Source organism: Acidovorax sp. (assembly GCF_046339755.1).
Classification (GTDB): domain Bacteria; phylum Pseudomonadota; class Gammaproteobacteria; order Burkholderiales; family Burkholderiaceae_C; genus Acidovorax.
Genome location: NZ_JBKDTZ010000086.1, coordinates 1 through 20,518, shown reverse-complemented (window position 1 = coordinate 20,518; position 20,518 = coordinate 1). Strand labels below are relative to the sequence as shown.

The window sequence follows — 20,518 nt, the reverse complement described above, 5'->3', positions numbered from 1 at the left end:
GCCAGTTCCTCCGGCTTGCGGCATCAGATGCTCGTGATGCCCTTGTAAAGCATGTAGGCCGCCAGACAGAAGAGAAGGCTGGCGAACACGCGCTTGAGCTGTTTGACCGGCAGCTTGTGCGCGGCCTTGGCACCCAGCGGCGCGGTGAGCACGCTGCACACGGCGATCACGGCCAGGCCCGGCAGCCAGATATAGCCCAGCGAGGCCGGCGGCAGGTTCTGCACCGACTGGCCGCTGACGGCGTAGCCCACCACGTTGGCCAGTGCGATCGGAAAGCCCAGCGCCGCGCTGGTGGCCACCGCATTGTGGATGGCCACGTTGCACCAGGTCATGAAGGGCACGCTGACAAAGCCGCCGCCCGCGCCCACCAGGCCCGAGAGAAAGCCGATCACGCCGCCGGCGGCGAGTTGCCCTGCCGTGCCCGGCATCTGCCGCGAGGGTGCGGGCTTTCTGTCCAGCAGCATCTGCGAGGCAGAGAAGCTCACGAACAGCGCGAAGAAGATCGCCAGCGCCGAGCCCTTGAGCAGCGCGAACACGCCCAGGCTGGCCGCAAAGCCGCCGATCACGATGCCCGGCGCCAGGCGCTGCACGATGTCCCAGCGCACGGCGCCACGCTGGTGGTGCGCACGCACGCTGGAGACGGAGGTGAAGACGATGGTCGCCATCGAGGTGGCGATGGCCATCTTCACGGCCAGTTCCGGCGCCACCTGGCGCGCGCCCAGGATGTAGGTGAGAAACGGCACCATCAGCATGCCGCCGCCAATGCCCAGCAGCCCCGCGAGAAAGCCCGTGCACAGGCCAAGAACACCGAGTTCAACAATCAGGAGGGGGTCGAGCATGGGGGAGGGGGATGGGGTTTGGAATGGGCCGCGACGCACTGAAGAGGGCGCAGGCATTGTAGTGCGCGGGGTCGTGCGGCGCTTGGTGCGCGCGCCTTGCGCCGTGCAGCCCCAGGGCGGCTTCGAGCGGAGTCTAGGGCGTGTTTCCGCGGCGCGCGCCGTAGCGCTTGAGCAGGGCCGCCTTGCCGGGCTCATCGCGTGCGGTGGCGATGTCCAGCGGGGTCTTGCCCGCCTGGTTGCGTGCATTGGCGTCGGCCTTCATCCTGAGCAACTGGGCCATCACGTCCTGCATCTCGGGGTGCTCGGTCGCGGCGTGCAGCGGGGAGTTGCCGCCGTGGTCGCGGGCTTGGATGTTCGCCCCTGCATCGACCAGCAGCTTGGCCATCCCGGGCGATGCCGCCAGATGCAGCGGCGTGGTGCCTTCGCCGTTGGCGGCATTCACGTGGGCGCCGCGCGCGATCAGAAGGCGGGCCATGGCCGTGTGCTCTTCGCCAGCCACGCCGTGCAGCGGTGTGAAACCCCATTGGTCGCCCCGGTTCACGCTGGCCGGGTCGCGCGCCAGAAAGGCCTCGACGGCGGCGCGGTCGTTGAACACGGCGGCGTCGTACAGGGTGGCGTGCTGGCGTGGCCCGGCTTTGCCTGTTTGCGCGCCGGCTGGCGGCGCCCACAGCGCTGGCAGGGCGCAGCACAGGGCAAGGCAAAGGCGGATGCAGGCGCGCATGACAAAGGCTCGGGTGGTGCTTGCAGCATACCGGAGGCCCAAAGAAAAAGGCTGCCGGATCACTCCGGCAGCCTTTGGGTAGAGGTGTCTGCGGTATTTGCTACCGGGCCTGTCATCCTGAACCGGGGGTTCAGGTGGGCGAGGGCAGCCAGGCGTTGGGTTCATCTGACGCGAGACGATCACGCTCCCCTGGCGATGTACCAAGCCCGTGCTCAGAGAGCATTGGTTCAAGGAAATATAAAACCCGGCGGCACCGCAGACACCTTCATTGTAGGGGCTCCGAAAGCCCCTGAAAGTCGTCGGCCATGTAAAGAAATCTCTGATTTGTAGGCCATTGATAGCCCACGGCCCGGACTGGCTTTTACAGCAGCCGCCCGTCCTCGCCCAGGGCCTGGTCCAGGCGCTGCACCAGGCCTTGCAGGCGCTGCAGTTCGTCGGCGTCGGGGGGCAGCAGCGACTCCTGCACGCCGGGGCCACCGCGGTGTGGCGGTGTCGGGGGAATGTCGTCGCCCACCGCCACGGGCGTGGCCATGGGCACGGGGTGGGGCTGGTCCGCCGCAGCGGCCATGTCGGCGGCTTCGCGGTCGGCGATCTCGAAAGCGAGGTTCAGCGCGGCCAGCACGGCGATGCGCTCGCGCGCACGCACCTTGCCGGCATCGCGGATGCGCGTCATGGCAGTGTCCACGCGCTCCACGGCATCGAGCAATCGGCTCTCGTGCCCCTCGGGGCAACTGAGCAGGTAGCTTTGCTGCAGGATCTGCACCTCGATTTGCTTCATGCGGCGTCTTTCGCGGGAGGGGCCTGGGGCAGGCGCTCTAGCAGGGCGTCCACGCGCGAGCGCGCGGCGGAAAGTCGGGACTTGAGGGAGTCGCGCTCCTGCGTGAGTGCGGCCACCTGCTCGGACAGCAGCGCGTTGGTGCGCTGCAGTTCGGCGTGGCGCACCAGGAGCCGCTCCACGCGCTCGGCGATCTGGTCGGTGGTCGATGGTGTTGTTGCCATACAGCCACCGATTGTAGGACGGCGGGTTGTAATCGGTCGTAAAATCACCCGGTTGGTGCTCGCGGTGTGGTTCACATGCCGCAGTTCAACGGGAAGCAGGGAGGTGGCGCCACGCATGGCGCGCCGAGCCTGCGCTGCCCCCGCAACGGTCAGCGGACGAAGCCTTCGGGCTTCTCTCTCCAGCCACATGCCACTGGGTGCCTTGAACAAGCACCTGGGAAGGCGTTGGGGAGTGTTCCGCCAGCCCGGATACCGGCCAACACGGTGGCTGTGTGCGTCCTGAAAGGGATTGCGCGCAGCCGTATCACCCATTTCGCTGGCGGGAGGCCGGCACGGGTTTTTTGCTTGCCGATGATCCGCCCCATGAAGATCCGTACCCCCCGTGCGCGCATTGCCGCGTCCCTGTGCCTGCGCCCTGCGCTCGTGTCCCTGGCCGTGCTCGGCGCCTGCGCCGCCCAGGCCCAGCAGAACGGTTCCACGCCCATCCTGATCGCGCAGAACCTGCGCGCACCCTCCATGGCCGAGACCGTGGTGACCGCCACGCGCACGCCCCAGCCCCTGTCAGACCTGGTGGCCGACGTCACCGTGATCGACCGCGAGACCATCGAGACCAGCGGCGCCACCGGCCTGGCCGATGTGCTGGCGCGCGTGCCGGGCATCGAGATCTCGCGCAACGGCGGCCCGGGCACCACCACCAGCGTGTTCTTGCGCGGTGCCGAGTCGCGCTTCACGGCCGTCTACATCGATGGCGTGCGCATCGACTCGCAATCCACCGGCGGCGCCGCGTGGGAGTCGGTGCCGCTGGCGCAGATCGACCGCATCGAAGTGCTGCGCGGCCCGGCCGGCGCGGTCTACGGCTCCGACGCCATGGGCGGCGTGGTGCAGATCTTCACCACGCGCGGCGAGCAGGGTGTGGCGCCCTATGTGGGCGTCGGCATCGGCAGCCACCGCACCACCAAGGTCGAGGCCGGCGTGAGCGGTGCCAGCGGCGCCATCGACTATGCCTTCGGCATTGCGCGCGAGGAGAGCAAGGGCTTCAACGCGCGCACCACCGCCACGGCCAACCCCGACCGCGACGGCTACGACAGCACCTCGGCCAACGCCCGCGTGGGCCTGCAGCTCAACGCCGCGCACCGGCTCGAAGCCACGCTGCTCACCAACGACATGGACAGCGGCTACGACACCAGCCCCACGGCCGACGACCGCAACCTGCGCAAGCTGCATGCCCTGGGCCTGAACTGGCAGGCACAGTGGAGCACTGCGTACAAGACGCGCGTGCAGGTCACCGATTCGCGCGACCAGTACGAAACCCGCCCCTCGCCCTACCTGACCGAGACACGCCTGCGCGGCTACCTGTTCCAGAACGAATGGCGCCAGGGCCCGCACCTGCTGACGGCCGCGCTGGAGCGCCGCGAAGACCGGCTGGAGAACGCCCCCATCGACCGCAAGCGCTCGCAGGACGCGCTGGCCCTGGGCTATGGCTACACCGCCGGTGCCCACACGCTGCAGGCCAATGTGCGCCACGACTCGGACAGCGAGTTCGGCGGCAAGGGCACGGGCAGCCTGGCCTATGGCTTCAGCTTCGCCCCGCAGTGGCGCGCCACGGCCTCGGTGGGCACGGCCTTCCGCGCCCCCACGCTGTACCACCGCTTCAGCGAGTACGGCACGGGCCGCCTGAACCCCGAAAGCAGCCGCAATGCCGAGCTGGGCCTGCGCTGGGCGCAGGGATCGAGCAGCTTCTCGGTGACGGCCTACCGCAACCGGGTGGAGGACCTGATCGTCTTCGGCGCGGCAGGCCCCTGCCCGTCGAGCTTGGGCTGCTACGCCAACGTCGCGCGCGCCGAGTACAGGGGCGTGACCTTCGCCGGCTCCTACCGGCTGGGCAGCGTGCAGCTGCGCGGCTCGCTGGACCTGCAGAACCCGCGTGACCTGGCCACCGGCAAGATGCTGGCGCGCCGCGCCAAGCGCCACGGCACCCTGGGCGCCGACACGCAACTGGCCGGCTGGACGGTGGGCGCCGAAGTGCAGGCCTCGGGCCGCCGCTTCGACAACGCCGCCAACACGCTCAACCGGGGCGGCTATGCGCTGGTGAACCTGTACGCCAGCACGCGCATCGCGCGCGACTTCACGCTGGTGGCGCGCCTCGACAACGCGGCCGACAAGCAGTACGAACTGGCCCGCACCTATGCCACGCCAGGCCGTGTGGCCTACCTGGGCGTGAAGTGGGCACCGAACTAAGCAAGCGAGTAAGTGAGAGGGAAGGGGAGAGTGGCAACGAGATGGTCACCCTGGCACGCTGTCCGGCGATATTGATCGCCGCCCCCGCATCGGGCCAGGGCAAGACCACCGTCACCGCGGCCCTGGCGCGCCTGCATGCGCGCCCGGGCCGGCGGGTGCGGGTGTTCAAGTGCGGGCCGGATTTTCTCGACCCGCACTGGCACCAACTGGCCAGCGGCGCGCCGGTGGACCAGCTCGACCTGTGGATGAATGGCGAGGCCGATTGCACACAGCGATTGCACGAGGCTGCGCGTGAGAGCGACCTGGTCCTCATCGAAGGCGTGATGGGCCTGTTCGACGGCACGCCGAGCGCGGCCGACCTGGCGCAGCGCTTCGGCGTGCCCGTGCTCGCCGTGGTCGATGCCTCGGCCATGGCCGGCACCTTCGGTGCGCTGGCCTTCGGCCTGCGCCATTACCGCGCGAACATGCCCTGGGCCGGTGTGCTGGCCAACCGCGTGGGATCGGAGCGGCATGCGCAGATGCTGCGTGAAAGCTTGCAGGACGCTGCCGACTGGATGGGCGCGTTGGCGCGTGTGGCTCCTGGTGATGTCGCGGCCAAGGCATCGGCCCCGCTGCTGCCCGAACGCCACCTGGGCCTGGTGGTGGCGCACGAACTGGGCGATGCCCTGCAGCGCCTGGACGCCGCGGCCGATGCGCTGGCCGCCACGCCCCTCGGGCAGATGGGCCTGGACGATCTGCAGCGCTGGGCGGTGGATTTCCCTGCGCCCGCATCGCCCACCCCTGTTGCGCCACTGCTCGCCGGCCGCACCGTGGCCGTGGGCCGCGACGAGGCCTTTTGCTTCCTCTACAGCGCCAACCTGCAGTGCCTCACGCAGATGGGCGCCCAGGTGGTGTTCTTCTCTCCCTTGCACGATGCAGCGCTGCCCGCCTGCGATGCGGTGTGGCTGCCCGGCGGCTACCCTGAGCTGCATGCCGCCCGCATCGGGGCCAACACCGCCATGCAGGCCAGCCTGCGTGCACACGCCTCGGCGGGCAAGGCGCTGTGGGCAGAATGCGGCGGCATGATGTCCTTGTTCGAATCGATCACCCTGGCCGACGGCAGCACGCAGCCGCTGTGGGGCCTGCTGCCCGGCAGCGTGGCCATGCAAAAACGCCTGGCCGCGCTGGGGCCGCAGCAGCTCATGGTGGCGGGCCACACGCTGCGCGGCCACACTTTTCATTACTCCACCGCGCAGAGCACGGCGCAAGTCGTGGGGCGCACCGCGCGCCCGGATGCCGTGCCCGCGCCGGATGCAGGCGAGGCCTTGTACCGCCACGGCAGCATCCACGCGAGCTATTTCCATGCCTGGTTTCCATCAGCGCCTGTGGCCGTCGCACACCTGCTGGGCGGGGAGGGTGCCGCAGCATGAGCGCCATCGTTTCCGAACTGATCCTGGGCGGTCAAAAAAGCGGCAAGTCGCGCCGTGCCGAGTTGATCGCGCGCGATTGGCTGGCGCAGTCGCCGGACCATGGGGCGGTGCTCATCGCCACTGGGCAGGCCTGTGATGACGAGATGCGGGGGCGCATCGCACGCCACCAGCGCGAGCGCGCCGAGCGCGTGCCCGGCCTCGCCACGCTGGAGGAACCGCGCGACCTGGCGGCTGCGCTGCGCGAGCGCAGCCGTGAGCAAACCTTGATCGTGGTCGACTGCCTGACCCTGTGGCTCACCAACTGGACCATGCCGGCCGGGGCACAGGACATGGATGCACCGCAGCGCGAAGCCCTGGCACAGGCCTGGGCCGCGCAGTGCCAGGATGCCATTGCCGCATTGCAGGACGCCCCCGGCCCCGTTGTTCTGGTGGGCAACGAAATCGGCCTGGGGGTCATTCCCCTGGGGCGCGAGGTGCGCGCCTTCGTCGATGCGCTGGGTGTGCTCAACCAGTGCGTGGCGGCAGCCTGCCCGCGCGTGACCCTGATGGCAGCCGGGCTGCCGCTGACCCTGAAGGAGCCGCGCTGATGGAGCCGACGCCGACCCCTGTGCGCCGCATCCTCTGGGTGATCGCCATCCTCCTGGTGCTGCTGTTGGTGATGGCAGGCCTCGCGCGTGCCGAGCCCGTGCAGGTCAAGGACGACCGGGGCCGCGTGGTCGTGCTGCCCCAGCCGCCGCAGCGCATCGTCTCGCTGCTGCCCTCGCTGACCGAGAGCGTCTGCGAGCTCGACCAGTGCCACCGCCTGGTGGGGGTGGACCGGTATTCCAACTGGCCCGAATCGGTGGCCCGGCTGCCCAAACTGGGCGGCGGGATCGATCCGAGCATCGAGGCCATCGTGGCCGTGAAGCCCGACGTGGTGCTGCTGGCCATGAGCTCGCGCGCCAGCGAGCGGCTCGAAGCCCTGGGACTCAAGGTCGTGGTGCTGGAGCCCAAGACCCATGCCGACGTGCGCCGCGTGCTTGGCGTGGTGGGCCAGGTGCTGGGCGTGCCCCAGGCCGAAGGTGCCGACCGCCTGTGGCGCGTGATCGACGCCGCCGTGCAGGCGGCAGCCCAGTCGCTGCCGCCCAAGGCGCGTGGCACGCGTGTGTACTTCGAGGTGAGCCGCGGGCCGTATGCGGCCAGCGAGGCCTCCTTCATCGGCGAATCGCTTACGCGCCTGGGCGTGCGCAACGTGGTGCCCGCGTCGCTGGGCCCCTTCCCCCGGTTGAACCCCGAGTACGTCGTGCGCGCCAACCCCGATGTGCTGATGATCGGCAACAGCAGCATGCAGAGCATGGTGCCGTACCCCGGCTGGGCCACCATGCGCGCGGTGCGCGAGAACCGCGTGTGCGTGTTCGGCCCCGGCGATGCCGAGGTGGTGGTGCGCCCCGGCCCGCGCATGGCCGAGGCCGCGCGCATCATGGCGCGCTGCCTGACGGAAAAAGCGCGATGACTGCCGAGAAGACCTTGATGCCCTCGGCTGCCGGCCGACGCCGCGCCGCCTGGTGCGTGCTGTGGCTGGGCCTGGCCAGCGTGCTGCTGCTGGTGCTGGGCACCGCCGTGGGCAGCACCGGGCTGGAGAGCCTCACGCACATGGGTGACGACCCGGTGGCGCGCCAGATCGTCTGGGACATCCGCCTGCCGCGGACCCTGGGCGCCTGGCTGGCCGGTGCGCTGCTGGGCCTGGCCGGCGCGGTGGCGCAGGGCCTGTTCCGCAACCCCCTGGCCGACCCCTACCTGCTGGGCAGCGCATCGGGCGCGGCCCTGGGCGGCGCGGTGGCCATGGCGATGTTTGGCGTCTCGCCCGTGGCGGCGCAGTGGATCGCGCGCATCGGCATCACGGGCATGGCCTTTCTCGGTGCGGCTGGGGCCGTGGTGCTGACCCTGCTGTTGGCGCGCGGCGTGCAGCACACGCTGCGCCTGCTGCTGGCCGGCGTCATCGTGGGCGTGGTGCTGGGCGCCCTGCGCGACCTGGTGGAACTGGCTTCGCCCGACATCCTGCAGGCCATGCAGGCCTTCATCCTGGGCAGCACGGCGTTTGTCGGCTGGATCGCCTGCGTGCTGATGGGGGCGGCCTGGGCGCTGTGCGCGCTGCTGGCCTGGGTGCTGGCGCGCGCGCTCGACGGCCTGACCCTGGGCGAGGCCACGGCCGCCAGCCTGGGCCTGCCGCTCGGCCCCATGCGCGCCGGCCTGGTGGCCGCCATGGCGCTGGCCACCGGCACGGCCGTGGCGCAGACCGGGCTCATTGCCTTTGTCGGCCTGGCCGCGCCGCACCTGGTGCGCTCCATCGTGCGCGTCACGCACGAGCGGCACATCCTGCTATCGAGCCTCATGGGTGCGGTGCTGCTGCTGGCGGCCGACATCCTCGCGCGCTGGATGCTGGCGCCGCAGGAGCTGCCCGTGGGCGTGCTCACCGCGGCCCTGGGCGGCACCTACCTGCTGTGGCTGATGCACCGGCGCACCGCGCACGGGGGCGGCCTGTGAAGGGCATCGCGCTCAGCGCCCACCACATCACCGCGCGCGTGGGCGGGGTCGAGGTGCTGCACGGCATCGACCTGCACCTGCCCGAGGGCCGCTGGACCAGCATCGTCGGCCCCAACGGCGCGGGCAAGTCCACCCTGCTCAAGGTGCTGGCCGGCCTGCTACCCCGCCACCAGGTCGATGGCCAGGTGGCGCTGCTCGGCCGCATGCTCACCCAGGTGCCGGCGCGCGAACGTGCACGCCAGCTGTCCTGGCTGGGGCAGAACGAGGGCTCGGCCGACGATTTGACCAGCTACGACGTGGCCATGCTCGGCCGGCTGCCGCACCAGCCCTGGCTGGCCCCGCCATCGCCCGCCGACCATGCCGCCGTGGAGCAGGCCCTGCGCACCACGCAGGCCTGGGACTGGCGCGACCGCCCCCTGTCGCAGCTCTCGGGCGGCGAGCGCCAGCGCGTGCTGCTGGCCCGCGCCCTGGCCGTGCAGGCCCAGGTGCTGCTGATGGACGAACCCCTGGCCAACCTCGATCCGCCACACCAGACCGACTGGCTGCATACCGTGCGCGCCCTGGTGGCCGGCGGGGCCACGGTGGTCAGCGTGCTGCACGAGATCTCGCTGGCCCTGCATGCCGATGACCTGGTGGTGATGGCCCAGGGCCGTGTCACGCACCAGGGTGGCTGCAACGACGCGGTGACGCACCGCGCGCTGGAGGCGGTGTTCGACCACCGCATTGCGGTGCATGAATTGCTCGGGCAGTGGGTGGCCTTGCCGCGCTGATCCGTTTTTGTTTTTCTTTCTTTCTGTAAGGAGCCGTGCCATGCACATCGAACCTGGACTGGTGGACACCACCAAGATCTTCCTGAGCTACGCCACGGGCGCCACGGCGCTGCTGTACGCGAGCAAGCTGGCGGTCGACATGGTGAAGAAGGAGGGGCCTGTGGCGCTGCTGTTGCGCTCGATCTTTACCACGGCGCTGGTGTTCGCGTTCTTCGAGCTGCTGCCGCACCATCCGGTGGGCGTGTCCGAGGTGCATCTGATTCTGGGTACGACCTTGCTGCTGCTGTTCGGTGCTGCGCCTGCGTGCATCGGCCTGGCGGCTGGCCTGTTGATCCAGAGCGTGTTCTTTGCGCAGCAGGATCTACCGCAGTACGGGATGAACGTCACGACCTTGCTGGTGCCGCTGTTTGCGACCGCCGCGCTGGCCAAGCGCATCGTGCCGGAGAGCATGGCGTATGTGGACATGACGTATGTGCAGACGTTCAAGCTGTCTGTGGCTTATCAGGGCGGGATCGTGATGTGGGTGGCGTTCTGGGCTATCTATGGTGCGGGTGTGGGGTCTGCGAATCTGGAGAGCATTGCCACGTTTGGCGCTGCGTACATGGCGGTGGTGTTGTTGGAGCCTTTGGTGGATTTGGGTGTGTTGGCGGCTGCCAAGGCGTTGCGTCGTCTTGAAGGCTCTTCGTTCGTTGAGCGTCGGTTGCATCAGGCTGTTTGAGTTTTTTGGTTGTGGTTGCTTCTGTTTCTTTGCTCGGCGGGCTGGTTGCTCTGTTGGCTGCGTGCCCATGCCATGGGCGGGAGCCGGGATGTGCGCCCGGCGGCGCAGTAACTTTCTTTTGCGTCGCCAAAAGAAAGTCACCAAAGAAAAGGCGACCCCCAGCCCGTGTCCCCCTCGCCGATGGCGAGGGGGCAACCTGCGATGCTCGGACCTGGGGTGGCGCCGAAGAACTCCCTCCGCTGCCTCTGCGAGGCAGCTCCGGTCAAACAGCTTCGGCGAGTCAGATCACGAAGTGCGTGTGTCCTTCGGCACACGCACCCACCCCAGGCCCTGCGCTTCTCGGCACGGTCAGCAGGGGTGGGATCGGGCTCCATGCGGGCCATTGCTTCGCTCGGCCCCGTGGTCCTTCGCTGCGCTCGGCTTGCCAGGGCCATCGCGCCAGTTTCGTCGGCAGCGCGCAGCGCGTAACCGACACCCGGCGCGGCTGCGAAGCAGCAGCCGTCTTTGACCCCGCTCCCCACCCCTGCTGGCTGCGCCGAGAAGCGCAGGAGCTGGGGTGGGTGCGTGTGCCGAAGGACACACGCACTTCGTCTTCTAGCGTGCCGCAGCTGTTTGAGCGGAGTTCGAAGAACGCAGCGAGTTCTGCGGCACCACCCCAGATCCGAGCATCGCAGGTTGCCCGCAGCGAAGCGGAGGGTCGCAGACTGGGGGCCGCCTTCTCTTTGGTGACTTTCTCTTGGCGGCCCAAGAGAAAGTTACTGCGCCGCCGGGCGCACATCCCGGCTCCCGCCCTCTGAACAAGCAAGTAGTCACCACTGAACAACGACATACATGCAAATCGAATCTCCACCGATCCTCCGCGACACCCCCAAACCCCAAGGCGAACGCCGAGGGCTTGTCCTGGTCCACACCGGCACCGGCAAAGGCAAAAGCACCGCCGCCTTTGGCCTCGCCATCCGAGCGCATGGAAGAGGCAAGCCCGTCAAGATCTACCAGTTCATGAAAGTCCCCACAGCGAGGTTCGGCGAACACCGCCTGTTCGAACAACTGGGCATCCCCATCGAAGGCCTGGGCGACGGCTTCAGCTGGAAGAGCCGTGACCTGGACCACTCCGCGCAGCTGGCCCTGGACGGCTGGGCCAAGGCCGAGGCCACCATCCGCGCAGGCGAGCACTTCCTCGTGGTGCTCGACGAAATCATGTACCCCCTGCGCTATGGCTGGATTCCGCTGGAAAGCATTCTCACCTGCCTGCGCGAGCGCCCGCCGCACGTGCACGTGGTGCTCACCGGCCGCAACGCCCCGGCCGAGTTGATCGAGCTGGCCGACACGGTGACCGAGATGACCCTCGTCAAACACCACTTCAAGGCCGGCGTGCCCGCGCAACGGGGAATCGAGGACTGATGACCCCCTCCTTGTCCATGCCATTGGCCCGCACCCGCCTGCACCCCACGGTGCCGGCGCTGGCCATGCTTGGCCTGCTGGGCGGCCTGGCTGCGCCCATGGCGCAGGCCCAGCAGCACCGCATCGTCACGATGTCGCCGTCTCTCACCGAGGCCGTCTGCGCCCTGGGCCATTGCGCCGAGCTGGTGGGCACCGACCGCTATTCGAGCTGGCCCAGAACCGTGGCCAAGCTGCCCAAGGTGGGCGGCCTGCAGGATGCGCAGATCGAGCGCATCGTGGCCCTCAGGCCCGACATGGTGCTGCTGGGCCCGCGCAGCCGCGCGGGCGAGCGCCTGGCCGCGCTAGGCGTGCCGGTGCAGGTGTTCGACGCGCGCACGCATGCCGACCTCAAGCGCATGCTTGTCAGCGTGGGCCAGTCGCTGGGCGAATCGGCGCGCGCGGCCGAGCTGGTGGCGCGCATCGAGCGCGAGCTCGACGCCGCGGCGCGGCGCATGCCGGCGCACCTGCGCGGGCGCAGCGTGTATGTCGAGGTGGGCGTGGGGCCCACGGCAGCCAGTGCCTCGAGCTTCATCGGCGAGACCATTGCGCGCCTGGGGCTTGCCAACATCGTGCCCGGCGACATGGGGCTGTTTCCTCGCGTCAACTCCGAGATGGTGGTGCGCGGCGCGCCCGACCTGGTCATCGGCCCGGCGGCCTCGCTCATGAACCTGGCCGAGCGGCCCGGCTGGTCGGGCATGAAGGCGCTGCGCCAGCACCAGGTCTGCCAGCTCGACGCCGAGCGCATGGACCTGCTCTCGCGCCCCGGCCCGCGCCTGGGCGAGGCGGCGCACATGCTGGTCGATTGCCTCACCGGCCTCCCTCAGGTGCTGCGCTGATCCGCAGTTTTCACACCGATTTTTCTGACTGGAGACTCCTTCCATGCAAGTGAACAAGATTCCCGCCACCATCGTCACCGGCTTCCTGGGCAGCGGCAAGACCACGCTGCTGCGCCACCTGCTGACCAACGCGCAGGGCAAGCGCATTGCCGTCATCGTCAACGAGTTCGGCGAGCTGGGTATCGACGGCGAACTGCTGCGCAGCTGCGGCATCGGCTGCGACGAGAACGGCGTGGAGAACGGCCAGTTGTTCGAACTGGCCAACGGCTGCCTGTGCTGCACCGTGCAGGAGGAATTCGCGCCGGTGATGGAGCAACTGGCCGCGCGCCGCGACCAGATCGACCACCTGGTGATCGAGACCTCGGGCCTGGCGCTGCCCAAGCCGCTGGTGCAGGCCTTCCAGTGGCCCGCGCTACGCAATGTGTTCACGGTGGATTCGGTGATCACCGTGGTGGACGCACCCGCCGTGGCCGCCGGCCAGTTCGCCGATGACCCGGTGGCCGTGGACGCCCAGCGCCGCGCCGACGAGAACCTGGACCACGAATCGCCCCTGCACGAGCTGTTCGAGGACCAACTCGCCACCGCCGACCTGGTGGTGCTGCACAAGACCGACGGCCTCACCGCCGAGGCCCTGGCCCAGGTGGAAGCCATCGTGCGCGGCGAGACCCTGCCCGGCGTGAAGTTCGTGCGCGCCCAGCACGGCCGCATCGACCCCGGCGTGTTGCTGGGCCTGGGCAACGCGGTGGAAGACGTGATCGACGCACGCAAGACCCACCACGACGAGGAGGAGGACCACGACCACGACGAGTTCGAGTCGGTCCAGATCACCCTCGACGTGGCCGACCGCGGCCGCCTGGTGGAGGCCCTCGTCGCCCTGGTGCAGCGGCACGAGATCTACCGCATCAAGGGCTTTGTGGCGCTGCCGGGCGCGGCCATGCGCCTGGTGGTGCAGGGCGTGGGCCAGCGCTTCGACAGCCATTTCGACCGCGCCTGGCGCGCCGACGACAACCGCACCACGCGCCTGGTGGTGATCGGCGACCACCTGGACGCTGCGGCCCTGCAGGCCGAGGTGCAGTCGGCCCTCTCGGCAGTCGCCGCCTGAGGCCCGCCGCATGCATCTGCTGTCCACACGCCCCGGTGGCTACGTCGAAGACGGTGGCCAGGGCCTGGTGCGCGTGGAGCAGACGCCGGGCGACATCGTCATCCTGAGCGCGGCCGACACCACGCTGTCGCTGCTGTCCGATGCAGCCGCCAGCCTGGGCGACGACTTCCCGCGCGTGCGCCTGGCCAACCTGATGTGGCTGCGCCAGCCCGCTTCCACCGACCTGTACGTGGACGACGTGCTGCGCCACGCGCGCGTGGTCGTCATCGACCACCTGGGCAGTCCCAGCGACTGGGCCTATGTGGTGGAGCAGGCGGTAGCGCTGGCGGGCCGCAACGGCCAATGGCTGGCCCTGTTCTCGGGCGACAACGTCGAAGACCCGCAACTGCTGATGCGCAGCACCGCCAGCCCGGCCGATTGCCACCAGCTGTGGCGCTGCCTGCGCGAGGGCGGGCGTGAGAACGCGCTGGCCTTCTTCGGGCTCATCGGCCATGCGGCCTTCGGCATCGGGCCCCGCCCGCCCGCACCCAGGCCCTTGCCGCCCGTGATGCCTTACACCCCCACGCAAGCCGCACCCTGGATGCCCGGGGCACCGGTGGCGATGCTGGTGTTCTACCGCGCCCACCTGCAGTCGGGCAACACGGCGGTGTTCGATGCCGTGCAGGCGGCGCTGGCAGCGGCCGGCCTCAACACCCTGGCCGTGGCGGTCGATTCGCTCAAGAACCCCGAGAGCCTGGCCACGCTGCAGGCCCTCGCGGCAGAGCAGGGCGTGGCCGTGGTGCTCAATGCCACGAGCTTCGCCGTGGCCTCCATCGACGGCAGCGAGGAGGCGCCGTCCGTCGCCCTGGCGGGCGATGCCCCGGTGCTGCAGCTCATCACGGCCGGCTGCTCGCAGGAGCAGTGGCAAGCCGACCCGCATGGTCTGGCCCCACGCGACCTGGCCATGCAGGTGGTGCTGCCCGAGGTGGACGGGCGCATTGGCGCGCGCGCCATCAGCTTCAAGGGCCTGGCCTGGCGCTGCGAGCGCACCGAGGTCGACGTGGTGCGCTACCAGCCCGAGCCCGAGCGCATCGCCTTCGTGGCGGAGCTCGCGCGCCGCTGGTGCGCGCTGCGCAGCAAGCCGCACGTGGGCAAGCGTGTGGCGCTGATTCTGGCCAACTACCCCAACGACGATGCGCGCCTGGCCAATGGCGTGGGGCTGGACACGCCGGCCTCCACCGTGCTCATCCTGAAAGCGTTGCGCGACGCCGGCTACACCACGGGCGAGCTGCCTGCGAGCGGTGACGCGCTGATCGCGCAACTGGTGGACGGCGTCACCAACAACCTCGATGCCAACCCCGACCGCCCCGCCGGGCAGAGCCTGGCGATGGAGGACTACCTGGCCGACTTCGCCGCGCTGTCCGCCGACAACCAGCAGGCGGTGAATGCGCTGTGGGGCCCGCCCGCGCTGGACCCCATGGTGCGCAGCGGCCGCTTCATGGTGCCGGGCGTGCGCCTGGGCAACATCTTCGTGGGCATACAGCCTGCGCGCGGGCGCGACCTGGACCTGGTGGCCACCTACCACGATGCCGACCTGGTGCCCACGCACGGCTACCTGGCCTTCTACTTCTGGCTGCGCCGCGTGTTCGCGGTGGATGCCGTGGTACACGTGGGCAAGCATGGCAACCTCGAATGGCTGCCGGGCAAGAGTGTGGCGCTGGGTGCCGACTGCTGGCCCGATGCCATCCTGGGCCCGCTGCCGCACCTGTACCCCTTCATCGTCAACGACCCGGGCGAGGGCAGCCAGGCCAAGCGCCGCACACAGGCCGTCATCATCGACCACCTGATGCCCGCGCTCACGCGGGCCGAGACCTACGGCCCGCTGCAGCAGCTCGAACGCGCGATGGACGAGTACTACGAGGCCCTGTCGCTCGACCCGCGCCGCGCCAAGCTGCTGCGCCAGAGCATCCTCGACCAGGTGCTGCAGCACCGCCTGCACCAGGAGCTGGGCTTTGCCCCGCCGGCCGACGATGCGGGGCGCGAGGCCCTGCTGCAGCGCCTGGACGCCTACCTCTGCGAGATCAAGGAGTCGCAGATCCGCGATGGCCTGCACATCCTGGGCCGCTCGCCCGAGGGGCGCCAGCGCACCGATACCGTGGTGGCGCTGGCGCGCTTTCCGGGGGGCGTGGCGCCAGGGCAGGGCAGCCTGCTGGTGGCGCTGGCCCAGGACCTGGGCCTGGCCGATTTCGACCCGCTGGACCCCGAATGGGCCGCCCCCTGGACCGGCGCGCGCCCCGCAGCACTGCAGGCCCTGGGCGACGAGCCCTGGCGCCACGTGGGCCACACGCGCGAGCGGCTCGAAAAGCTCGCTGCGCAGTGCGTCGAGCGCTACCTGGGCGCTGAGGATGTGCCTGTCGACGCCGCGCTGTGGCCCGGTGCCGCGGCGGTGCTGGCGCGCCTGCGCGCCGTGCTGGCGCCCCGGCTCGATGCCTGTGGCGCCAACGAGATGGGCCAACTGCTGCGCGGCCTGGCCGGCCGCTTCGTACCCCCGGGGCCCAGCGGTGCGCCCTCGCGCGGCCGGCCCGACGTGCTGCCCACGGGCCGCAACTTCTATTCGGTGGACACGCGCGCCGTGCCCACGCCCACGGCCTATGGCATGGGCGCGCTGGCGGCGGACCGCGTGGTGGAGCGGCACCTGCAGGACCATGGCAGCTTTCCCACGGCGGTGGGCCTGTCGGTCTGGGGCACCAGCACCATGCGCACGGGCGGCGAAGACATCGGCCAGGCCTTTGCCCTGCTGGGCGTGCGCCCGAAATGGGCGCCGGGCAGCCACCGCGTGGTGGACATCGAGGTGCTGCCCATGGCGATCCGCAATCGCCCGCGCATCGACGTGACCTTGCGCGTGTCGGGATTTTTCCGCGATGCCTTCCCGGGTGTGATCGACCTGTTCGATGCCGCTGTGCGGGCGGTCGCGGCCATCGCTGAAGAGGACGAGCCTGACGACGTGAACCCCATCCGCGTGCGCGTGCGGCGCGAGGCCGCGCAAGCCCAGGCGCAGGGCATGGCCGCTGACGATGCCGAGCGCCGTGCCACCTGGCGCGTGTTCGGCCCGCGCCCCGGCGGCTATGGCGCCGGCCTGCAGGAGGTGATGGCCAGTGGCCGCTGGAGCACCGCCGACGACCTGGCCCAGGCCTACCTGCGCGCAGGGGCCTTTGCCTACGGCCAGGGCGGCCATGGCGAGGCCGCGCGCACGGCGTTCGAGCAGCGCCTGGCCGCGGTGGACGCGGTGCTGCACAACCAGGACAACCGCGAGCACGACATCCTCGACTCGGACGATTACTACCAGTTCCAGGGCGGCATGGCCGCCGCCGTGCAGCACCTGGCCGGCGCGCCCGCCGCGCTGTACCACGGCGATTTCAGCGTGCCCGGTGCGCCGCGCATCCGCACGCTGGGCGAGGAACTTGCACGCGTGGTGCGCTCGCGCGCGGTCAACCCCAAGTGGATCGATGGCGTCAAGCGCCACGGTTACAAGGGCGCGTTCGAGATCGCCGCCACGGTGGACTACCTGTTCGCCTTCGATGCGACCACCGGCGTGGTCGCCGACCACCAGTACGCGCTGGTGGCCGATGCCTACCTGCACGACGACGACACGCGCGCTTTTCTGCAGCAACACAACCCGCTGGCCCTGCGCAGCGTGGGCGAGCGCCTGCTTGAAGCCATGCAGCGCGGCCTGTGGGCCGAGCCCGGAGAGCACCGCGAGCGCATCGAGCAGCACCTGCTGGCGCTCGAACACCGCCTGGAAACCCAGGGCGAAGGACCTTTGCCATGACGACGACCATTTCCCTGGCCCCCGTGCCTTCCACCGTGTTCCCTTTCACCGCCCTGGTGGGCCATGACACGCTGCAACTGGCACTGCTGCTGGCCGCCATCGACCCCGGCCTGGGCGGGGTGCTGATCAGCGGCCCGCGCGGCACGGCCAAGTCCACCTCTGCGCGCGCACTGGCTGCACTGCTGCCCGATGCGCCCTTCGTGACCCTGCCGCTGGCGGCCAGCCCGGAGCAACTGGTGGGCACGCTCAGTATTGAAGACGTGCTGCGCGATGGCCAGGTGCGCCTGGCCCCCGGCCTGGTGGCGCGCGCGCATGGCGGCGTGCTTTATGTGGACGAAGTCAACCTGCTGCCCGATGCGCTGGTGGATTCGCTGCTCGACGTGGCCGCCAGCGGCGTGAACACCGTGGCACGCGACGGTGTTTCGCACCAGCACGCCGCGCGCTTCGTGCTGGTGGGCACCATGAACCCCGAAGAGGGCGAACTGCGCCCGCAGCTGCTGGACCGCTTCGGCCTGTCGGTGGCGCTGGCCAACCCCACGGACCCTGCCGTGCGCCAGGCCATCGTGCGCGCGCGCCTGGCCTTTGACCTGGACCCACAGGCCGTGGTGGCGCAGCATGCCGCTGCGCAGGCCGGGCTGGCGCTATCGATAACCCGCGCCCGCGCCGCCCTGGCGGGCCTGGCATGGACCGACGAGGTGGTGCAGCACGCCGCGCAGCGGGCGCTGGAGGCCGGCGTCGATGGTATCCGCGCCGATCTGGTGATGCTGCGCGCTGCGCGTGCGCTGGCCGCGCTGGAGCAGCGCGGCAGTGTGCGCGTGCAGGATCTGGACGCCGTGGCTGAACTGGCGCTGGCGCACCGCCGTACTGAGAATGCTGTTGCTGCTGGCCCGGCGCCCGCTTCGGCCGCCGCGCCGCCGCCTTCTTCTGCACCCAGGCTCTCTCCCGCAGCTGGGCAGGGCGCAGCAGCATCTGGTCAGAACACGGCGGAGGGCGACTGGGGCGCCTTGCCGCCCGAGCCGCAATCCATGGCGCGTGTGCGCAGCACGGGAGCATGGCCGCCAAAAAAAGCCTGAGCCACCCCGGCCCGCGCCCACCTGGTTCAACCAAGGCAAGCGCAGGCTGGCGGTGGCAAGCCCCGCGCAATGCCTGGCTGCGCACGCCGCAGCTGGTGGCCCGGCCCGCCGACCCCGAGGGTGCAGGCATCGCCTGGCTGCCCACGCTGGTGGCCAAGGGCCCGGCGCGTCTGCAGGCCGTGCATCTGCGCCGCCAGCCTGCCAGCGCCGTGCCGCCCTGCCTGCACCTGATCGCGCTCGACACCTCGGGCTCGATGCGCCTGGGCGGGCGCCTGGCCTGGGCCAAAGGCTATGCGGCGCGCCTGATCGAGCAGGCCGCGCGGGCCGGGGACGAGGTGGCGCTGCTGTGCTTTGGTGGCCGGGGGGTGGAGCTGCTGCTGCCCCCGGGGCCGGCGCGCGCCTCCGGCATGGCCCGTGTGCGGCCGCTGGGCGGCGGTGGGGGCACGCCCCTGGCCGCGGGCTTGGCCGAGGCCGAGCGCCTGTTGCGCAACGCGCGGCGCCAGCGGGGTGCGGGTGCGCCGTCCTGCCTGTGGCTGCTGACCGATGGGCGCACGCTGGAGCAGCCCGCCGCGCCAGCCGCTGCCACGCAGGTCGTGGTGGTGGACTTCGACGATCTCTTGCGGCCCCTGGGCCGCTGCGCGGCATGGGCCGCGCGCTGGCATGCGGAGCATCGCTTGCCGGAACCCCTTTCCTCCTGAAAAGAACAACGAGTTTTTCCCGATGTCCGACTTCACCACCACCGACGTGATCGTCTGCACCACCTGCCGCCCGGCCGGCGCCTCGCGCGAGCTGCCGGCCGCCGGCGAACTGCTGTTCGAGGCCGTGCAGACCGCGCAGCTCGAAGACGATGCCGGCGCCTGGGCCCAGGTGCGCGTGCGCGGCGTGGCCTGCCTGAGCAGCTGCGGGCGCGCCTGTTCGGTGGCCTTCCAGGCACCGGGCAAATACACCTTCGTCTTTGGCGATCTGCAGCCCGATGAAGAGACTGCGCGCCATGTGCTGGAGTGCGGCGCCATGCACGCCCGGGCCGGCGACGGCATGCTCAACCGCAACGAGCGGCCCGCGCGCCTCAAGAGCGGCATCGTCGCGCGGCTGCCGCCTTTCGGGGCGAACCCCACCGGGTGATCCAGCAAAGCGCAGTCCTCAGTTTCGCGTTTTCTGTATTTGCCTTTGGAGTTTTTCTTTCGTGCGCCGACACCTCACCCCCTTGTCCCTGGCCGTGCTGGCCTGCATCGCGCAGACCGCCGTCCAGGCCCAGACCACCATCTCGCTGCCTGCTGTGCAGGTCACGGACACCCAGACCGCGCCCGGCAGCACCCTCTCGCTCGACACCCCCAGCGCCACCGGCTCGCGCCTGGGCCTCACCGCGCGCGAAACCCCGGCCAGCGTCAGCAGCCTGCGCGCGGCCGACATGGCAGAGCGCAGCCTGACCCGCGCGCAGGACGTGGCCGTGCGCATGCCCGGCATCACCGAGGCGCCGGCCCCGGGCAACGGCGGCACCAGCCTGGTGGCGCGCGGCTTTGCCGGCCACAACTCGGTGGCGCAGATGGTGGACGGCACCCGCCTCATCGTCGCTTCGGGCACCATCACCTACCCGTTCTCGACCTGGCCCATGGAGTCGGTCGAGGTGCTGCGCGGCCCCGCCTCGGTGCTGTACGGCGACGGCGCCATCGGCGCGGCCGTGAACTACGTGAGCAAGCGCCCCAGCTTCGACACCACGCAGCGCGAGGCCTTTTTTTCGGTGGGCTCCTACGGCACGGTGCAGGGCGGTGTGGGCCTGCGCGGCCCGATCAACGACGTGCTGGCCTACTCGGTCTACCTGGATGCGGAAAAGAGCGATGGCTACCGCGCCTTCATGGACACGCAGCGCCACAGCTACGCGCTGGCCCTGGCCGTGCGGCCGAGGCGCGTCGTGTCCATCTCCGGGGCGGCCGTGGGCGGCGTGAAGGACGATGCGCGCTACTTCGGCACCCCGCTGCGCTATGGCGTGCTCGACGCCTCGCTGGCCTACGACTACTCGCGCAACCTCAAGCTCGGCCTGGCGG

The 20,518-nt window shown here is 70.2% G+C and carries 19 protein-coding genes and 1 riboswitch; of the genes, 15 read left to right on the top strand and 4 right to left on the bottom strand.

Features of this window, described 5'->3' with window-relative positions; translation table 11 throughout:
• Positions 1 to 23: 23 nt before the first annotated feature.
• The 4 genes from ACK59X_RS06855 to ACK59X_RS06840 form a co-directional block, all read right to left on the bottom strand.
• Positions 24 to 839, bottom strand: coding sequence for a sulfite exporter TauE/SafE family protein (locus ACK59X_RS06855; protein ID WP_409956144.1), 816 nt, complete (start codon positions 837 to 839; stop codon positions 24 to 26).
• A 133-nt stretch (positions 840 to 972) separates the two neighbouring features.
• Complete coding sequence (locus ACK59X_RS06850) at positions 973 to 1,560, bottom strand: ankyrin repeat domain-containing protein (protein ID WP_409956143.1); 588 nt, start codon at positions 1,558 to 1,560, stop codon at positions 973 to 975.
• A gap of 361 nt (positions 1,561 to 1,921) precedes the next feature.
• On the bottom strand, positions 1,922 to 2,338 hold the full coding sequence (locus ACK59X_RS06845; RefSeq protein ID WP_409956142.1) for a cell division protein ZapA: 417 nt from the start codon (positions 2,336 to 2,338) through the stop codon (positions 1,922 to 1,924).
• The gene (locus ACK59X_RS06840) at positions 2,335 to 2,559 is read right to left on the bottom strand and encodes a hypothetical protein (RefSeq protein WP_007858570.1); all 225 of its coding nucleotides are present in this window, start codon (positions 2,557 to 2,559) and stop codon (positions 2,335 to 2,337) included. Before ACK59X_RS06840 ends, ACK59X_RS06845 begins: the two co-directional genes overlap by 4 nt.
• Before the next feature lie 36 nt (positions 2,560 to 2,595).
• A riboswitch (cobalamin riboswitch) is annotated at positions 2,596 to 2,835 on the top strand.
• Positions 2,836 to 2,922: 87 nt separating this feature from the next.
• On the opposite strand from ACK59X_RS06840, the gene ACK59X_RS06835 reads away from it, so the two are divergent.
• The 15 genes from ACK59X_RS06835 to ACK59X_RS06765 form a co-directional block, all read left to right on the top strand.
• Entirely contained in the window at positions 2,923 to 4,797 is a 1,875-nt protein-coding gene (locus ACK59X_RS06835; protein ID WP_409956141.1) for a TonB-dependent receptor domain-containing protein, read from the top strand.
• A 41-nt stretch (positions 4,798 to 4,838) separates the two neighbouring features.
• On the top strand, positions 4,839 to 6,206 hold the full coding sequence (locus ACK59X_RS06830; RefSeq protein ID WP_409956140.1) for a cobyrinate a,c-diamide synthase: 1,368 nt from the start codon (positions 4,839 to 4,841) through the stop codon (positions 6,204 to 6,206).
• Positions 6,203 to 6,793 carry a bifunctional adenosylcobinamide kinase/adenosylcobinamide-phosphate guanylyltransferase gene (locus ACK59X_RS06825; protein ID WP_409956139.1) on the top strand — a complete coding sequence of 197 codons (591 nt, stop codon included), beginning with the start codon at positions 6,203 to 6,205 and terminating at the stop codon, positions 6,791 to 6,793. The genes ACK59X_RS06830 and ACK59X_RS06825 overlap by 4 nt, the downstream gene beginning before the upstream one ends.
• Positions 6,793 to 7,698 carry an ABC transporter substrate-binding protein gene (locus tag ACK59X_RS06820; RefSeq protein ID WP_409956138.1) on the top strand — a complete coding sequence of 302 codons (906 nt, stop codon included), beginning with the start codon at positions 6,793 to 6,795 and terminating at the stop codon, positions 7,696 to 7,698. Before ACK59X_RS06825 ends, ACK59X_RS06820 begins: the two co-directional genes overlap by 1 nt.
• Complete coding sequence (locus tag ACK59X_RS06815; RefSeq protein ID WP_409956137.1) at positions 7,695 to 8,729, top strand: FecCD family ABC transporter permease; 1,035 nt, start codon at positions 7,695 to 7,697, stop codon at positions 8,727 to 8,729. The genes ACK59X_RS06820 and ACK59X_RS06815 overlap by 4 nt, the downstream gene beginning before the upstream one ends.
• The gene (locus tag ACK59X_RS06810; RefSeq protein WP_409956136.1) at positions 8,726 to 9,499 is read left to right on the top strand and encodes an ABC transporter ATP-binding protein; all 774 of its coding nucleotides are present in this window, start codon (positions 8,726 to 8,728) and stop codon (positions 9,497 to 9,499) included. The genes ACK59X_RS06815 and ACK59X_RS06810 overlap by 4 nt, the downstream gene beginning before the upstream one ends.
• Before the next feature lie 40 nt (positions 9,500 to 9,539).
• Entirely contained in the window at positions 9,540 to 10,217 is a 678-nt protein-coding gene (locus ACK59X_RS06805) for an energy-coupling factor ABC transporter permease (RefSeq protein ID WP_409956135.1), read from the top strand.
• 831 nt (positions 10,218 to 11,048) lie between these two features.
• Complete coding sequence (cobO, locus tag ACK59X_RS06800; protein WP_409956134.1) at positions 11,049 to 11,618, top strand: cob(I)yrinic acid a,c-diamide adenosyltransferase; 570 nt, start codon at positions 11,049 to 11,051, stop codon at positions 11,616 to 11,618.
• Between the two features lie 17 nt (positions 11,619 to 11,635).
• Positions 11,636 to 12,493: an ABC transporter substrate-binding protein gene (locus ACK59X_RS06795; protein WP_409956133.1), complete on the top strand. Its 858-nt coding sequence runs from the start codon at positions 11,636 to 11,638 to the stop codon at positions 12,491 to 12,493.
• A gap of 43 nt (positions 12,494 to 12,536) precedes the next feature.
• On the top strand, positions 12,537 to 13,595 hold the full coding sequence (cobW, locus tag ACK59X_RS06790; RefSeq protein ID WP_409956132.1) for a cobalamin biosynthesis protein CobW: 1,059 nt from the start codon (positions 12,537 to 12,539) through the stop codon (positions 13,593 to 13,595).
• Between the two features lie 10 nt (positions 13,596 to 13,605).
• The gene (gene cobN, locus ACK59X_RS06785) at positions 13,606 to 17,403 is read left to right on the top strand and encodes a cobaltochelatase subunit CobN (protein ID WP_409956131.1); all 3,798 of its coding nucleotides are present in this window, start codon (positions 13,606 to 13,608) and stop codon (positions 17,401 to 17,403) included.
• Positions 17,400 to 18,476, top strand: a complete 1,077-nt coding sequence (locus tag ACK59X_RS06780; RefSeq protein ID WP_409956130.1) for an ATP-binding protein — start codon at positions 17,400 to 17,402, stop codon at positions 18,474 to 18,476. Before cobN ends, ACK59X_RS06780 begins: the two co-directional genes overlap by 4 nt.
• On the top strand, positions 18,455 to 19,174 hold the full coding sequence (locus tag ACK59X_RS06775; RefSeq protein ID WP_409956129.1) for a vWA domain-containing protein: 720 nt from the start codon (positions 18,455 to 18,457) through the stop codon (positions 19,172 to 19,174). Before ACK59X_RS06780 ends, ACK59X_RS06775 begins: the two co-directional genes overlap by 22 nt.
• Positions 19,175 to 19,196: 22 nt before the next feature.
• Positions 19,197 to 19,598 (top strand): DUF1636 family protein, encoded by a 402-nt coding sequence (locus tag ACK59X_RS06770; RefSeq protein ID WP_409956128.1) that lies wholly within the window; start codon positions 19,197 to 19,199, stop codon positions 19,596 to 19,598.
• Between the two features lie 61 nt (positions 19,599 to 19,659).
• Positions 19,660 to 20,518, top strand: an 859-nt coding sequence (locus ACK59X_RS06765; protein WP_409956127.1) for a TonB-dependent receptor plug domain-containing protein, incomplete at its 3' end; no start/stop codon positions are given.

What these genes read in the sequence shown, in the direction of transcription:
- ACK59X_RS06855 (WP_409956144.1), bottom strand. Translation starts at nt 839, where the DNA reads ATGCTCGACCCCCTCCTGATTGTTGAACTCGGTGTTCTTGGCCTGTGC.
- ACK59X_RS06850 (WP_409956143.1), bottom strand. Translation starts at nt 1,560, where the DNA reads ATGCGCGCCTGCATCCGCCTTTGCCTTGCCCTGTGCTGCGCCCTGCCA.
- ACK59X_RS06845 (WP_409956142.1), bottom strand. Translation starts at nt 2,338, where the DNA reads ATGAAGCAAATCGAGGTGCAGATCCTGCAGCAAAGCTACCTGCTCAGT.
- ACK59X_RS06840 (WP_007858570.1), bottom strand. Translation starts at nt 2,559, where the DNA reads ATGGCAACAACACCATCGACCACCGACCAGATCGCCGAGCGCGTGGAG.
- ACK59X_RS06835 (WP_409956141.1), top strand. Translation starts at nt 2,923, where the DNA reads ATGAAGATCCGTACCCCCCGTGCGCGCATTGCCGCGTCCCTGTGCCTG.
- ACK59X_RS06830 (WP_409956140.1), top strand. Translation starts at nt 4,839, where the DNA reads ATGGTCACCCTGGCACGCTGTCCGGCGATATTGATCGCCGCCCCCGCA.
- ACK59X_RS06825 (WP_409956139.1), top strand. Translation starts at nt 6,203, where the DNA reads ATGAGCGCCATCGTTTCCGAACTGATCCTGGGCGGTCAAAAAAGCGGC.
- ACK59X_RS06820 (WP_409956138.1), top strand. Translation starts at nt 6,793, where the DNA reads ATGGAGCCGACGCCGACCCCTGTGCGCCGCATCCTCTGGGTGATCGCC.
- ACK59X_RS06815 (WP_409956137.1), top strand. Translation starts at nt 7,695, where the DNA reads ATGACTGCCGAGAAGACCTTGATGCCCTCGGCTGCCGGCCGACGCCGC.
- ACK59X_RS06805 (WP_409956135.1), top strand. Translation starts at nt 9,540, where the DNA reads ATGCACATCGAACCTGGACTGGTGGACACCACCAAGATCTTCCTGAGC.
- cobO (WP_409956134.1), top strand. Translation starts at nt 11,049, where the DNA reads ATGCAAATCGAATCTCCACCGATCCTCCGCGACACCCCCAAACCCCAA.
- ACK59X_RS06795 (WP_409956133.1), top strand. Translation starts at nt 11,636, where the DNA reads ATGCCATTGGCCCGCACCCGCCTGCACCCCACGGTGCCGGCGCTGGCC.
- cobW (WP_409956132.1), top strand. Translation starts at nt 12,537, where the DNA reads ATGCAAGTGAACAAGATTCCCGCCACCATCGTCACCGGCTTCCTGGGC.
- cobN (WP_409956131.1), top strand. Translation starts at nt 13,606, where the DNA reads ATGCATCTGCTGTCCACACGCCCCGGTGGCTACGTCGAAGACGGTGGC.
- ACK59X_RS06780 (WP_409956130.1), top strand. Translation starts at nt 17,400, where the DNA reads ATGACGACGACCATTTCCCTGGCCCCCGTGCCTTCCACCGTGTTCCCT.
- ACK59X_RS06775 (WP_409956129.1), top strand. Translation starts at nt 18,455, where the DNA reads ATGGCCGCCAAAAAAAGCCTGAGCCACCCCGGCCCGCGCCCACCTGGT.
- ACK59X_RS06770 (WP_409956128.1), top strand. Translation starts at nt 19,197, where the DNA reads ATGTCCGACTTCACCACCACCGACGTGATCGTCTGCACCACCTGCCGC.